Genomic DNA, 12,781 nt, shown 5'->3' with positions numbered 1-12,781 from the left:
TCCGGCTCAGGGAGCGTGCGGGTCGGTGGGTGCCCGCGGTTCGTCGGGGACGTAGCAGGCGACGAGGGCGGCTGTGTCGTCGTGGAGACGGTTGCCGCTGTAGGCGAGCAGATCGTGGTGGAGACGATCGAGGAGTTCCCGGGGCGGGAGAAGGCCCCAGGAGCGGACTCGCTCGACGAGGGGGTAGAAGACGCCGTCCCGGTCGCGTGTCTCGGTGACGCCGTCGGTGTACAGCAGGAGCTGATGGCCCGGCCGGAAGGGATGTTCGTCGGAGTGGTAGGGCTCTCCGACGAGCACGCCGAGGTTCAGGGGCGGTGAGGACTGGCGCGTCTCCAGTTCGGTGACTTCGGCGCCGCTGATGAGCAGAGGGGGCGGGTGGCCGCAGTTGACGATCCGCACGACGCGGGCGGGGGTCACGATTTCCACGAAGACCGCGGTGACGAAGCGCTCCGCCATGTCGCTGCCGGGGTAGTAGGAGGCCCGGCGGCTCACGCTGGTCTCCACCCGGCGCACCAGGGCGGCGAGATCGGGTTCGTCGTGGGCGGCTTCGCGGAAGGCACCGAGCAGGGCGGCGGCGGTCTCCACGGCGAACAGACCCTTGCCTCGGACGTCGCCGATCACGAGGCGGAGGCCGTGCGTCGTGGGCACCGCCTCGTAGAGATCGCCGCCGACACGTGCCTCCGCGTCGGCGGAGAGGTAGAAGCTCTCCACCAGGATGTCACCGACGCGGTGCGGAACGGGCCTGAGCAGCACGCGCTGGGCGATCTCGGCCACGAAGCGCACGGTGGCCAGCGTGCGCTCCCTTCGCATCCGGCTGACGGCCAGGATGGTTCCCAGGGTGCCGACGAGGACGGTGCAGATGTAGGCGGCCACGTAGTGGCGGTCCCACAACAGGTAGCCGACGGAACGTCCCGCACAGCACGGGGTGCCGGCGAGAACCCCCTCGAGCACGACGGCGAAGACGGTGACACCGACGACCATCAGGGGTCCATGGGCGAAGGCGGCCACCAACGGGAGCGCGATCAGCAGGAAGCTCACCGGCCACTGCACGGGCGTGATGGGCTCGATCAACAGAACGACCGCGACGTACAACAGCGGTAGCCAGCGCATCCACACGGGCGGTGCCGGCAGCGAGCGGCCCGTGCTGTCCGGCTCCGGCGCGGCGCTCCCCGCCTCCGTGCCGCGACCCCGCCACCTCATGGCGTCCCGCGACGCTGTGCGAGGGGCGGGAGCGGGGACGTCGCCGAGGCAGGGGGGTGCACCGAGAGTGGGCCCACGAGCGGACGGCACGACTGACGGCTCGTTTGATGCAGCCTGTTCACACGGAACTCCTGGCACACGGTTTCGGCAAGACGCCCAGCCTGCTGCGCCCCGGCACGGCGTACCGGTCATTGCTCCACTCCACGGCATGTCAAGCACCGGACCCTGCCGACGACACACCCGTGACCGCCCTGCTCCGGGAGGCAGTGCTTCAGAGTGCCTGGAGCTGGGTGAGCAAGCTCAGGGTGTCGGTGTTGACCCAGTACTCCACGAACCTGCCGTCCCGGGCGCGGAGTGTGTCGGTGCCGGTGAAGGTGACCACGGTCCCGGGCTCGGCCTTGGCCCCGGGGAAGCCGCCGCCGTAGGTGCCGGTGGCCGTCCAGCGCACGGATGCGTAGCGGCCGTCGACCAGAGGGGGGACCTCGATAGTGAAGCGCAGGTCGGGGAATGCCGCGCGGGTCTGGCCGATCCAGGCCACCAGGCCGTCGACGCCCCGGATGGAACTGCCGTCACCGCCGTCGAGGAGGGCGGCGTGGACCCGGAACCCGGGCGAGATGATGCCCGGGGCCTGGGCGAAATCGCCGTTCCAGAGCCGCAGCCACGCGTCGAGCATCGCCTTCGGCGTCTGCTCGGCTCCCCGGCGGTCGTGGGCCGCGACGGTCCGCTCGGCCGCGGTTGCCGGTGCGGTGTCCGCGGCGGCCGTCGTGGCGGTGAAGGCGAGGGCGGCGATCGCCGCGGGGACGAGCAGTCGCGCCCGGTGGCGCCTCGGGGTGGTGCGGATGGTGCGGGTGGCGGTCATGACGGTTCCTCGCGTCTCGGGTGATGGAGGGACTACAGGCGAAGGGAAGGCAGGCGAAGGGAAGGCAGGGGAAGGGCGTGCGGGGAAAGGGCGTGCGATCGGCGGCACCAGAACCACGTGTTAGGGGTTCAGTACGACCTTCCCGGCCACGGTGCCGGACTCGGCCAGCCGCAGGGCTTCGCCGACGCGGGTGAGGGGCAGTTGGGCGGCGATCTGGGCCGTGACGTCACCGCGCTGGAGGGCTCCGAAGACCTGGGTGAGGTCGGCGCGCAGCCGGGCCCGGAACCGGTTCTTGGCCAGGGCCCGCCCGGCCCAGACGTTGAAGAAGTAGGCGCGGCGGCGGTTGGGCAGCGCGTTCCACAACCACACCCGGCCGAGCAGCTTGAGCACGGGCCACTGCTTGGAGCCCTCGTCGTCCCGGGTGGAGGCGCTGCCGTACGCGACGAGCGTGCCGCCGGGCGCGAGGAGGTGCCAGGAGTCGACCGCGCTGCGGCCGCCGACGTGGTCGAAGACGGCGTCCACCCCGCCGGGGGCGAGCTCGCGGACCCGTGCGGCCACGTCCTCGGTGCGGTAGTCGACGGGGATGACGCCCCGCTCCCGCAGTGCGTCGTGGTGGCGCGCGGACGCCGTGCCGATCACCTTCACGCCCGCGGCGTGGGCGAGCTGGACCAGAACCGAGCCGACGCCGCCGTTGGCACCGTGGACCAGAATGGTCTGCCCCGCGCGGATGCGTGCCTTGCGGTGCAACATCTGCCAGGCCGTGATGCCGTTGACCACCACGGTCTCCGCCTCCGCCGCGCCGATCCCGTCGGGCACCGGCACCACGTCCGCCGCCTCGACGAGCACGTGGCTGGCCCAGCCGCCGACCTTGACCAGCGCTGCCACCCGGGTCCCGGCCAGGCCGGGCTCGACGCCCTCGCCGGTCGTGAGAACCGTGCCGACCAGGTCGTAGCCGGGCACGAACGGGAACGCCGGCTGGTCGTAGTACCGGCCGCGGCGCATCTGCTGCTCCGCGAAGGAGACCCCGGTCGCCTCCATCCGGATCACGACCTCTCCGGGCCCCGCGGCGGGCACGGCTCCGTGCCGGATCTCCAGCCCTTCCGGCTCCACCTTGCCCGGCAGTACGACCTCGACGAGTCCTTCGGCGTTCATGACGACCTCCACTGCGCTCCGCGTTGATTACTCGCTCTTGCGTTCGTTAGAAGTTATAACTCGATGCGACAGAGAGAGTCAAGAAGTTTCGTGATAGCTTCTAACTAAATCTTGATGCTCCATCCTCGCGAAGGCCGAAAGGTGGCAGGCCAATGGTCGACACAGGCGCGCGGACCCCTCGTGAGCGCTACCGCGCCCACGTACGTGCGGAGATCAGGGAACGGGCGTGGGAGCAGATCGCCGTGGCGGGGGCTTCCGCGCTCTCCCTCAACGCGATCGCCAGGCAGATGGGCATGAGCGGGCCCGCGCTCTACCGGTACTGCGCCGGACGCGACGAGCTGATCAACGATCTCGTCAGGGAGGCGTACCGAAGCCTCGCCGACACCTTCCGCGCGGCCTCCGAATCCGGTGCCGGCCCGGCCGCGCTGGCGCACGCCCTGCGCGGGTGGGCCCTGGAGGACCCTCAGCGGTACTTCCTCGTCTACGGCACACCCGTACCGGGCTACCACGCGCCGGACGACATCACCGTGATCGCCTCCGAGATCATGACGATCCTGCTCGACGCCTGCGCCGCGCTGCCTCCCGGCGGCCCCGCGGCGCCGTTCGACACTCATGTCGGAGGGCACAGGGCGTGGGCGGACGGCCACCCCGCCCCGCCCGAGGCCCTGCGCCGGGCCCTGGCCTTCTGGACCCGGCTGCACGGAGTTCTGTCCCTGGAGCTCGCGGGCCACTTCACCGGGATGGGCTTCGACCCCGCCCTGATGTTCGCCGCCGAACTGGCCGACCTGTCGGCGCACTGACTCGATGCCCGGCTTCCAGTCCGTGGTCCACCCCGCCCACAGGATCAGGAAGTTGGCGATGACGAAGGCCAACGGGGACACCCAGCCGCCGCCGGGCAGCCGGTACGGGCGGTCGACGCCCGGGAGGCGGCGGAAGACGCCGAAGGACAGGGGCGCGCCGGCGTACATCAGCACGCCGACGCTGGTGATCAGCCCCGTGCGGGCCAGCAGTCGGATGCCGAGGAAGTTGATCGCCGTGATCACACCGCCATCAGCCGGACCGCGACGGCGATCCCGGAAGCGGTCAGGATGTGCTGGCCCCCTGGGTCTTCAGCCAGCCGTTCGCCCACGAGTAGGCCAAGTCGGACATTGGCACGGTTGCGATCAATATCTGACTCGGCAACTATTTCGGCTTACCATCACCGCATGTCTTCCCCGAACCCGATCGACGACCGCCTGATCACCACCTTCGGCCGCCTGCGTCCAGCAGGCTCGAACAGCGGCTCGGTGCGGCCCTGCAGGCGGAGGTCGGGCTGCCGCACGTCTGGTTCGAGGTGCTCATCCGTCTCGCCCGCTCGACGGAAGGGCAACTGACCATGAGCGCGCTGGCCGACCAGATCGCGCTCACCACCAGCGGCATCACCAGGCTGATCGACCGGATTCAGACGGCCGGCTACGTCGAGCGCCGCCCGTGCCCCACCGACCGCCGAGTCGCCTTCGCCGCCATCACAGACACCGGCCGCGAAGTCCTCGACCGGGCCGCGGTCGTCCACGCACGGAACCTGTGGGCCGCGTTCGGTGACTTCGGCGAGCCCGATCTGACCGCACTGGACACCCTGCTGGACCGCTTGCGGAAGGCCGCGTCCGACATCCCCTGAAACCGGGAGGAGTCCCCGCGGCCGACGCACGGCCGACGGCGAGGTCGCGCCGGTCACCGGCCGGTCACTGCTGACGGAGATCCTTCACCCGGCGGAGCTTGCCCAGCGAGCGCTCCAATGTCTCCGGGTCGACGATCGTCACCTCGACGGTGACACCCACGCCGTCCTTGACACCCTGGGCGATCTCCTTCGCGGCCGCCTCCCGCCGCTCGCTCCCGGCCCCGGGGCGCGCCTCGACACGGACGGTCATGTGGTCCATCCGGCCGCGCCGGGTCAACTGCACCTGGAAGTGCGGGGCGACGCCGGGCGTGCGCAGCACGATCTCCTCGATCTGGCTGGGGAAGACGTTCACACCGCGCAGAATGATCATGTCGTCGGAGCGACCGGTGATCTTCTCGATACGACGGAAGGCGGGCCGGGCGGTGCCGGGCAGCAGCCGGGACAGGTCGCGGGTCCGGTAGCGGATGATCGGCAGGGCCTCCTTGGTGAGGGAGGTGAAGACCACCTCGCCCTCCTCGCCCTCGGCCAGCACGGCGCCCGTGAACGGATCGACCACCTCGGGGTAGAAGTGGTCCTCCCACACATGCAGCCCGTCCTTGGTCTCGACGCACTCCTGCGCCACGCCCGGGCCGATCACCTCGGACAGGCCGTAGATGTCGACCGCGTGGATGTTCATGCGCTCCTCGATCTCCCGGCGCATCGCCTCCGTCCACGGCTCGGCCCCGAAGATGCCCACCTGGAGGGAGGTCGTACGCGGGTCGACGCCCTGCCTCTCGAACTCGTCGAGCAGGGTGAGCATGTAGGACGGGGTGACCATGATGATCTCGGGCTCGAAGTCCTGGATGATCTGCACCTGGCGGGCCGTCATGCCGCCGGAGGCGGGGATCACCGTACAGCCGGCGCGCTCGGCGCCGTAGTGCGCGCCCAGGCCGCCGGTGAACAGGCCGTATCCGTAGGAGATGTGCACCTTGTGGCCCGCGCGGCCGCCGGCCGCGCGGATCGAGCGGGCGATCATGTCGGCCCACATGGAGAGGTCGTTCTCGGTGTATCCGACGACCGTGGGGCGGCCCGTGGTGCCGCTGGAGGCGTGGATGCGTCGTACGTCCGCCATCGGGACGGCGAACATGCCGAAGGGGTAGGTCTCCCGCAGATCCGCCTTGGTGGTGAAGGGGAACCGGGACAGGTCCGCCAGGGAGCGGCAGTCGTCGGGCTTGACCCCGGCCTCGTCGAACTTCTTGCGGTACAGCTCCACGTTGTCGTACGCGTGCCACAACGTCGCCCGCAGACGGTCGAGCTGAAGCTCCCTCAGCTGCTCGCCGGTGAGGCGCTCACCCTCGTCCAGCAGATCCTGGGGAAGCGGCTCTCCCAGGCGGGCCGGGCGGGGGTCCGCGGCCGCGCCTGCCGTCGCTGCGGTGTTCATCGCGACTCCTTCGTCGTCGTGCCTCTGATGCTGCGGCTGCGTCCGCGGAACTCCAGGATCACCTCGTCGCCGCGCAGCACGCTCACGTCGTAGATGCCGCTGCGGCCGAACCGGGTGCGCTCCCGCGCCGTGGCCACCAGGACATCACCCTCGTACGCCGGGGCGATGAAGTCGACATCGGCTCCGGCCGCGACGGTCACGGGTCCGTGGCTGTTGCAGGCACAGGCGAAGGCGGTGTCGGCGAGCAGGAACAGATAGCCGCCGTGGGCGATCTTGTGTCCGTTCACCATCGTCGGCGTCACGGTCATCCGGAGCGTGGCGGCGCCCTCACCCTGATCGAGGAGCTCGATGCCCAGCGCCCGGGACGCCTCGTCCGCGGCGAACATCGCCTCGGTGGGCGTCCCCTCGGCCGAGGTCGTTCCTGTGGCCCGTGTCACCGGTTTTCACCACCTTGTGTCCCGACCGAACATTCGGTTAGCGTTCGGCACGGCCTAGTAATCCAGCATCACCACTGCCTGTCAAGAGGTGGAACGCATGCCCCAGAACCGCCCCGAGCGCCCGGACTTCTTCGCCCGGCACCGCGCCCTGCTGGAGCAGGCGGTCGCCGCCACCGCGCGCCGCGCACCGTCAACCGGCTGTGCGCGTCCGGGCTGACGGCGGTCGCGAGCGCGGCCCAGGCGATCCGCTCCGGTGAGGCCGACCTGGTCGTAGCGGGCGGTGTGGAGTCGATGACCCGCGCGCCCTGGGTGATGGCCAAGCCCGGCACCCCGTGGGCCAAGCCGGGCGAGGTGCACGACACCTCGCTGGGCTGGCGCTTCACCAACCCGCGCTTCACGGCCGCCGACCGGTCCGTCACCGCCGACGCGGGCCCCGAGACGGCGAAGGTGACCCTGTCGATGGGGGAAACCGCCGAGGAGGTCGCCGCGCTCGACGGCATCACCCGTGCCGACTCCGACGCCTTCGCACTACGCAGCCACCAGCGGGCGGTGGCCGCGCAGGAGGCCGGCCGCTTCGACCGCGAGATCGTGCCGGTCCGGGTGAAGGACGGGGAGGTCACCCGCGACGAAGGGCCTCGCCCGGGTACGACCCTGGAGAAGCTCGGCACCCTGCGGACCATCTTCCGCCCCGACGGCATCGTCACCGCCGGTTCCTCCTCGCCGCTGTCCGACGGCGCCGCCGCGCTGGTGGTGGCGAGCGCCGCGGCCGTCGAACGGTACGAGCTCACCCCTCGGGCCCGGATCATCGCCTCCGCCTCGGCCGGCGTACAGCCCAACCTGATGGGTCTCGGCCCCGCCCCCGCCACCGAGAAGGCCCTCGCCCGGGCCGGCCTGGAGAGCGGCGATCTGGACGCGGTCGAGCTGAATGAGGCCTTCGCCGCGCAGGCACTCGCGGTGATACGGCGGTTGAAGCTCGACGGAGAGGGTCAACGCCGACGGCGGTGCCATCGCGCTCGGTCATCCCCTCGGCTGCTCCGTCGTACCGGCCGACGGGCTTCTCGACGAGGCGCACGCGCTGCATCGCGGGACCGGACGCGGTGTCGGATGCGCGGCGCCGGCATCGCCCAGTCGTTCGCGGCCGCGGGCTCGTCCGTGACCGTCGTGGAGAGCGGCGAGCAGGCCGCGGCCGCCGCGCTGGACCGGGTCGCCACCGGGCTGAAGCGGGCCGCCGAGCGCGGCAGACTCGGCTCGCCCGCCGAGGAGGTGCTCGGCCGGGTCTCCGTCGTGGGCTCGGTCGACGAGCTGCCGCCGACGTCCGTTCTCGTCGTCGAGGCCGTCCCCGAGGACGCGTCGCTCAAGACCCTGCTGCTCGCCGCCGCCGAGCGGGTCCTGAGTCCTGCGACCGTCCTGGCCAGCAACACCAGCTCCCCGTCGGTCACCGACCTCGCGTCGGCCCTCTCCCGCCCCGGGCGCTTCCTCGGCATGCACTTCTTCAATCCGGTACCGGCCTCCGAGCTGATCGAGATCGTCGTCGCCCCGGAGACCGAGGACGAGACCGTGCGGCTGGCGCTCGCCTGGACGCACGCCCTCGGCAAGAAGGACGTCGTCGTCAAGGACTCCCCCGGGTTCGCCAGCAGCCGCCTCGGCGTGGCGCTGGGTCGCCGAACCGACGGCCATCGACGACGCCATGAGCCTCGGCTACAAGCACCCCATGGGCCCGCTGCGCCTGACCGACCTGGTCGGACTCGACGTGCGCCTCGCCATCGCCGAGCACCTGCACGCCACACTCGGGGAGCGCTTCGCGCCGCCGCGGCTGCTGCGTGACAAGGTCGCGCGCGGCGAGCTGGGGCGGAAGACGGGGCAGGGTTTCTACGCCTGGCCCTGAGCGGCCCCGGCCGAACGAAAGTCTTGCCGGGCCGGAAGAAAACCGTCACACTGGAACCGAACGAATGGTCGGTAGGGAAGCTGGTATCGATGACCACGACACACTCCGCCGCCGCGGGCGCCGACGGCGTCGGGCCGGCGGCCGAAGAGCGGCTCCAGGAGCACTTCGACGCGACCGTCGCCCGCGACCAGCGGGTCGAGCCGCGCGACTGGATGCCGGACGGCTACCGCAAGACGCTGATCCGGCAGATCGCGCAGCACGCGCACTCGGAGATCATCGGCATGCAGCCGGAGGGCGAGTGGATCACCCGCGCTCCGTCGCTGCGCCGCAAGGCCATCCTGTTCGCCAAGGTCCAGGACGAGGCCGGGCACGGGCTGTATCTGTACTCGGCGGCCGAGACTCTGGGCGCGGACCGCGCCGATCTCACCGAGCGGCTGATCGAGGGCCGGCAGAAGTACTCGTCGATCTTCAACTACCCCACCCTGAGCTTCGCCGACGTCGGCGTGATCGGCTGGTTCGTCGACGGTGCGGCGATCTGCAACCAGGTGCCGCTGTGCAGGAGTTCGTACGGTCCGTACGCGCGATCCATGGTGCGGATCTGTAAGGAGGAGTCGTTCCACCAGCGCCAGGGGTACGAGCTGCTGCTGACAATGATGCGCGGCACCGACGCCCAGCGGGCGATGGTGCGGGACGCGGTGGACCGCTGGTGGTGGCCGTCGCTGATGATGTTCGGCCCGCCCGACGACAACTCGCCCAACTCGGCCCAGTCCATGGCCTGGAAGATCAAGCGGCACAGCAACGACGAACTGCGCCAGCGCTTCGTGGACATGACCGTGCCGCAGGCCGAGAAGCTGGGTGTCGTCCTGCCCGACCCCGAGCTGCGCTGGAACGAGGAGCGCGGACACCACGACTTCGGCACCCCGGACTGGGACGAGCTGATGCGCGTCATCAAGGGCGACGGACCGTGCAACGCCGAGCGGATCTCCCGGCGGCGGACGGCCCACGACGAGGGCGCCTGGGTCCGCGAGGCGGCCACCGCCCACGCGGCCAAGCAGAGTGAGCGAGCCCGGAAGGAAACGGCGGCATGAGCGACATCGACGGCAAGAAGGACGGCTGGCCGCTGTACGAGGTGTTCGTACGGGGCAAGCGCGGACTGAACCACGTACACGTCGGCTCGCTGCACGCCGCCGACGACACGATGGCCCTGACCCACGCGCGTGACCTGTACACCCGTCGCAACGAGGGCGTCAGCATCTGGGTGGTGCGCTCGGAGCACATCGCCGCCTCCACCCGCGACGAGAAGGACCCCTTCTTCGCGCCGAGCGCCGACAAGGTCTACCGCCACCCGACGTTCTACGACATCCCCGACGACGTCCCGCACATCTGAGGAGCAGGGCATGAGTGACGACCACGTCTACCTGACCCTCGCCGAGGGACACGAGGACGACACCCGCTGGGCGTACGGCACCGGATTCGAGGACCCCCTGCACGGGGTCGACACCACCGTGCCGGACGGGCTCGACGCCGCGGAGCTGGCGGCCTCCTGCGTCGCGCTCGCCGACGACGCGCTCGTGTGCGCCCAGCGACTGGCCGAGTGGACCACCCGCGCCCCCGAGCTGGAGGAGGAGGTGGCGCTCGCCAACATCGGCCTCGACCTGCTCGGCCAGGCCCGTCTGCTCTACGCCCGGGCCGGCCAGGTCGACGGCACGGGCCGCGACGAGGACGCGTACGCCTATTTCCGCGACGCCGACGACTTCCGCAACGTACGCCTGGCCGAACTCCCGAACGGGGACTTCGCGTTCTCCGTCGTGCGGCTCCTGGCGCTGTCCAGCTGGCGGCTCGCGCACTTCGAACAGCTCGCCTCACACCCCGACCCGGTGCTCGCCGCCATCGCCGCGAAGGGCGTCAAGGAACTGACCTACCACCGCCAGTACGCGGCCGAGTGGGCCGTGCGACTCGGCGACGGCACGGCGGAGTCCCACCGCAGGATGCGTACGGCCCTGGAGCAGGTCGCCCCGTACCTGGGCGAGCTGTTCACGGCCCACGACGTACGGGACGAGGTCGTCGCCGTGCTGCGTCAGGTCACCGAGGCGGGCGGGCTGCCCATGCCCGCGTACCGGCCGCTGCCCGGCTCCGGACGCGCGGGCGAGCACACCGAGCATCTGGCACCGCTGCTGACCGAGTTGCAGAGCGTGGCCCGCGCCCACCCGGAGGCGACATGGTGACCGTACTGACCGACGTGCGACGGGCCCGGCACATCGCCGAACAGGTGCCCGACCCGGAGATGCCCATGCTCACCCTCGCCGACCTGGGCGTGCTGCGCGAGGTGTCGCTCGGCCCCGACGGCACGGTCGTCGCGAGCCTCACGCCGACCTACTCGGGCTGCCCGGCGATGGCGGAGATGCGCGCCGACGTGGCCGCACAGCTCGCCGCCGCCGGGTACGAGCGCGTCGAGATCCGTACCGTCCTCGACCCGCCGTGGACCAGCGACTGGATCACCCCGGCGGGCCGCCGCAAGCTCGCCGAACACGGAATCGCCCCGCCCGGCGCCGCACCGCGGCGCCCGGCCGGTCCGGTGCCGCTCGTGCTGACCGCCACCCGGCGGACCGCCGTGCCCTGCCCGCGCTGCGGCTCGGCGGACACGGAGGAGACCTCCCGCTTCGCCGCCACGTCCTGCAAGGCGCTCTGGCGCTGCCACGCCTGCCTGGAACCGTTCGAGTACGTCAAGGAGATCTGATGGACGACCTGATGGAGTCGGCCACCCCCGCCCCGGCGGTACGCCCGCGTACCCGCCGCCGGCCGGCCTTCCACTCCCTGCGGGTCGCCGCCGTGCACCCCCTGTGCGAAGACGCGGCCGCGGTCAGCTTCGACATCCCCGCGGAGCTGGCCGAGGAGTTCGCCTTCGCCCCCGGGCAGTCGCTCACCCTGCGGCGCGAGGTCGACGGCCGTGACGAGCGCCGCTCGTACTCCATCTGCTCTCCGGCCGGATCCGTGCCGCGCATCGGGGTGCGGGTGGTGCCGGGCGGCCTGTTCTCCGCGTGGCTGGTGCGGGAGGTGCGCCCCGGTGACACGGTCGAGGTCATGGCCCCGACCGGCGCCTTCACACCCGACCTCACCGCCCCTGGCCACCACGTGCTGATCGCTGCGGGCTCCGGCATCACCCCCATGCTCTCCATCGCCGAGTCGGTCCTGGCCGCGGACTCCCGCTCTACCGTCACCCTCTTCTACGGCAACCGGCGCACCGACACCGTGATGTTCGCCGACGAGCTGGCCGACCTGAAGGACCTCTACCCGGCCCGCTTCCAGCTCGCCCACGTCCTCTCCCGCGAACCGCGCGAGGCCGAGGTGCTCTCCGGCCGGCTGGACGCCGAGCGGCTGTCGGCGCTGGTCGACTCGCTGGTCGACGTGACGGGCGCGGACCACTGGTGGCTGTGCGGCCCGCACGGCATGGTCCGCGACGCCCAGCAGGTGCTGGCCGGACTCGGCGTGCCGGGCGACCGGGTGCACCAGGAGCTGTTCTACGCCGACGACGAGCCCGTGCGGGAGGTGCACCACCAGGACACGGCGACCGAGGGCCCGGTCAGCGAGGTCACCATCACGCTCGACGGCCGGCCCACGACCGCCGCCCTGCCCCGCGGTCGAAGCATCCTCGACGGCGCCCAGAAGACCCGTCCCGACCTGCCCTTCGCCTGCAAGGGCGGTGTGTGCGGCACCTGCCGGGCGCTGGTCACCGACGGCAAGGCCGACATGCGCCGCAACTTCGCCCTCGAACCCGCCGAGATTGACGCGGGCTACGTCCTCACCTGTCAGTCGTTCCCGGTCACGGAGACGCTCGCCGTCGACTACGACAGCTGACGCGGTCGGTCGTACATCGCCCCCACCGGGAATGGTTGCGGCAGCTCGGCGTGACATCCGTCACGCCGACTTCCGCTGTCAACGTGGTGCGGTAGTACATGGCACCTGGGCGATATAGGCAGACTTGCCACCCGGAAACAGACATACGGAACGCATGCACCTTTGGCGTACGCCAAAGGTGTTTTCACCTCACCGCCCGCCGGGCACACGGGGCCTCCTGACGCAGCGTCAGACGCTGTCGCACTCCGGTCAGCCGGGTCAGCACACCCGTGCGCCCGATTCAAGGGCGTTCGAGGTCTACGAGGCAAGGTAGTAG

Annotated in this window: 12 protein-coding genes and 3 pseudogenes; 9 read left to right on the top strand and 6 right to left on the bottom strand. The window is 71.1% G+C overall.

Annotated features, from left to right (window positions below; all coding sequences use genetic code 11):
• Positions 1 to 6: 6 nt before the first annotated feature.
• From OG819_RS31020 to OG819_RS31010, 3 genes are all read right to left on the bottom strand, one after another.
• The gene (locus tag OG819_RS31020; protein WP_266622158.1) at positions 7 to 1,200 is read right to left on the bottom strand and encodes a PP2C family protein-serine/threonine phosphatase; all 1,194 of its coding nucleotides are present in this window, start codon (positions 1,198 to 1,200) and stop codon (positions 7 to 9) included.
• 271 nt (positions 1,201 to 1,471) lie between these two features.
• Entirely contained in the window at positions 1,472 to 2,059 is a 588-nt protein-coding gene (locus OG819_RS31015) for an ester cyclase (RefSeq protein ID WP_266622160.1), read from the bottom strand.
• Positions 2,060 to 2,179: 120 nt separating this feature from the next.
• On the bottom strand, positions 2,180 to 3,211 hold the full coding sequence (locus OG819_RS31010) for a medium chain dehydrogenase/reductase family protein (protein WP_266651878.1): 1,032 nt from the start codon (positions 3,209 to 3,211) through the stop codon (positions 2,180 to 2,182).
• A gap of 152 nt (positions 3,212 to 3,363) precedes the next feature.
• Here OG819_RS31010 and OG819_RS31005 point away from each other — a divergent pair, with 152 nt between their 5' ends.
• Positions 3,364 to 4,011 (top strand): TetR/AcrR family transcriptional regulator, encoded by a 648-nt coding sequence (locus tag OG819_RS31005; RefSeq protein WP_266651876.1) that lies wholly within the window; start codon positions 3,364 to 3,366, stop codon positions 4,009 to 4,011.
• A gap of 3 nt (positions 4,012 to 4,014) precedes the next feature.
• Here the strand turns inward: OG819_RS31005 and OG819_RS31000 are convergent.
• Positions 4,015 to 4,200, bottom strand: a pseudogene (locus tag OG819_RS31000) (amino acid permease); the annotation flags it as partial.
• Positions 4,201 to 4,505: 305 nt separating this feature from the next.
• Here OG819_RS31000 and OG819_RS30995 point away from each other — a divergent pair.
• Positions 4,506 to 4,868 (top strand): MarR family transcriptional regulator, encoded by a 363-nt coding sequence (locus tag OG819_RS30995; protein ID WP_323139388.1) that lies wholly within the window; start codon positions 4,506 to 4,508, stop codon positions 4,866 to 4,868.
• A gap of 64 nt (positions 4,869 to 4,932) precedes the next feature.
• Here OG819_RS30995 and paaK read toward each other — a convergent pair whose 3' ends face one another.
• Positions 4,933 to 6,288: a phenylacetate--CoA ligase PaaK gene (gene paaK, locus OG819_RS30990; protein WP_266651874.1), complete on the bottom strand. Its 1,356-nt coding sequence runs from the start codon at positions 6,286 to 6,288 to the stop codon at positions 4,933 to 4,935.
• Positions 6,285 to 6,674, bottom strand: a complete 390-nt coding sequence (gene paaI / locus OG819_RS30985; protein WP_266622170.1) for a hydroxyphenylacetyl-CoA thioesterase PaaI — start codon at positions 6,672 to 6,674, stop codon at positions 6,285 to 6,287. The genes paaK and paaI overlap by 4 nt, the downstream gene beginning before the upstream one ends.
• Before the next feature lie 237 nt (positions 6,675 to 6,911).
• On the opposite strand from paaI, the pseudogene OG819_RS30980 reads away from it, so the two are divergent.
• The 7 genes and pseudogenes from OG819_RS30980 to paaE all read left to right on the top strand — a co-directional run.
• Positions 6,912 to 7,761 (top strand): annotated as a pseudogene (locus tag OG819_RS30980) (acetyl-CoA C-acyltransferase); the annotation flags it as partial.
• Between the two features lie 68 nt (positions 7,762 to 7,829).
• Positions 7,830 to 8,610, top strand: a pseudogene (locus OG819_RS59145) (3-hydroxyacyl-CoA dehydrogenase family protein).
• An 89-nt stretch (positions 8,611 to 8,699) separates the two neighbouring features.
• A complete protein-coding gene (gene paaA, locus OG819_RS30970; RefSeq protein ID WP_266651872.1) occupies positions 8,700 to 9,698 on the top strand; it encodes a 1,2-phenylacetyl-CoA epoxidase subunit PaaA in 999 nt (332 codons plus the stop codon).
• Positions 9,695 to 9,997, top strand: a complete 303-nt coding sequence (gene paaB, locus OG819_RS30965; RefSeq protein ID WP_266417876.1) for a 1,2-phenylacetyl-CoA epoxidase subunit PaaB — start codon at positions 9,695 to 9,697, stop codon at positions 9,995 to 9,997. The genes paaA and paaB overlap by 4 nt, the downstream gene beginning before the upstream one ends.
• 10 nt (positions 9,998 to 10,007) lie before the next feature.
• Positions 10,008 to 10,835, top strand: coding sequence for a 1,2-phenylacetyl-CoA epoxidase subunit PaaC (paaC, locus tag OG819_RS30960; protein WP_266622174.1), 828 nt, complete (start codon positions 10,008 to 10,010; stop codon positions 10,833 to 10,835).
• Positions 10,829 to 11,347, top strand: a complete 519-nt coding sequence (gene paaD, locus OG819_RS30955) for a 1,2-phenylacetyl-CoA epoxidase subunit PaaD (protein WP_266622175.1) — start codon at positions 10,829 to 10,831, stop codon at positions 11,345 to 11,347. The genes paaC and paaD overlap by 7 nt, the downstream gene beginning before the upstream one ends.
• Complete coding sequence (gene paaE, locus OG819_RS30950; protein WP_266651870.1) at positions 11,347 to 12,465, top strand: 1,2-phenylacetyl-CoA epoxidase subunit PaaE; 1,119 nt, start codon at positions 11,347 to 11,349, stop codon at positions 12,463 to 12,465. The genes paaD and paaE overlap by 1 nt, the downstream gene beginning before the upstream one ends.
• Positions 12,466 to 12,781 lie beyond the last annotated feature (316 nt).

Origin of the sequence: Streptomyces sp. NBC_01549, assembly GCF_026339955.1 — a bacterium.
Classification (GTDB): Bacteria; Actinomycetota; Actinomycetes; order Streptomycetales; family Streptomycetaceae; genus Streptomyces.
Note: the sequence above shows the minus strand (reverse complement) of the source record. Positions and strands in the feature narration are given on the sequence as shown.

Coding starts and splice junctions, on each gene's coding strand:
- paaI (WP_266622170.1), bottom strand. CDS start 6,674: ATGTTCGCCGCGGACGAGGCGTCCCGGGCGCTGGGCATCGAGCTCCTC.
- OG819_RS31015 (WP_266622160.1), bottom strand. CDS start 2,059: ATGACCGCCACCCGCACCATCCGCACCACCCCGAGGCGCCACCGGGCG.
- paaD (WP_266622175.1), top strand. CDS start 10,829: ATGGTGACCGTACTGACCGACGTGCGACGGGCCCGGCACATCGCCGAA.
- OG819_RS31010 (WP_266651878.1), bottom strand. CDS start 3,211: ATGAACGCCGAAGGACTCGTCGAGGTCGTACTGCCGGGCAAGGTGGAG.
- OG819_RS31005 (WP_266651876.1), top strand. CDS start 3,364: ATGGTCGACACAGGCGCGCGGACCCCTCGTGAGCGCTACCGCGCCCAC.
- paaK (WP_266651874.1), bottom strand. CDS start 6,288: ATGAACACCGCAGCGACGGCAGGCGCGGCCGCGGACCCCCGCCCGGCC.
- paaB (WP_266417876.1), top strand. CDS start 9,695: ATGAGCGACATCGACGGCAAGAAGGACGGCTGGCCGCTGTACGAGGTG.
- OG819_RS31020 (WP_266622158.1), bottom strand. CDS start 1,200: ATGAGGTGGCGGGGTCGCGGCACGGAGGCGGGGAGCGCCGCGCCGGAG.
- paaE (WP_266651870.1), top strand. CDS start 11,347: ATGGACGACCTGATGGAGTCGGCCACCCCCGCCCCGGCGGTACGCCCG.
- paaC (WP_266622174.1), top strand. CDS start 10,008: ATGAGTGACGACCACGTCTACCTGACCCTCGCCGAGGGACACGAGGAC.
- paaA (WP_266651872.1), top strand. CDS start 8,700: ATGACCACGACACACTCCGCCGCCGCGGGCGCCGACGGCGTCGGGCCG.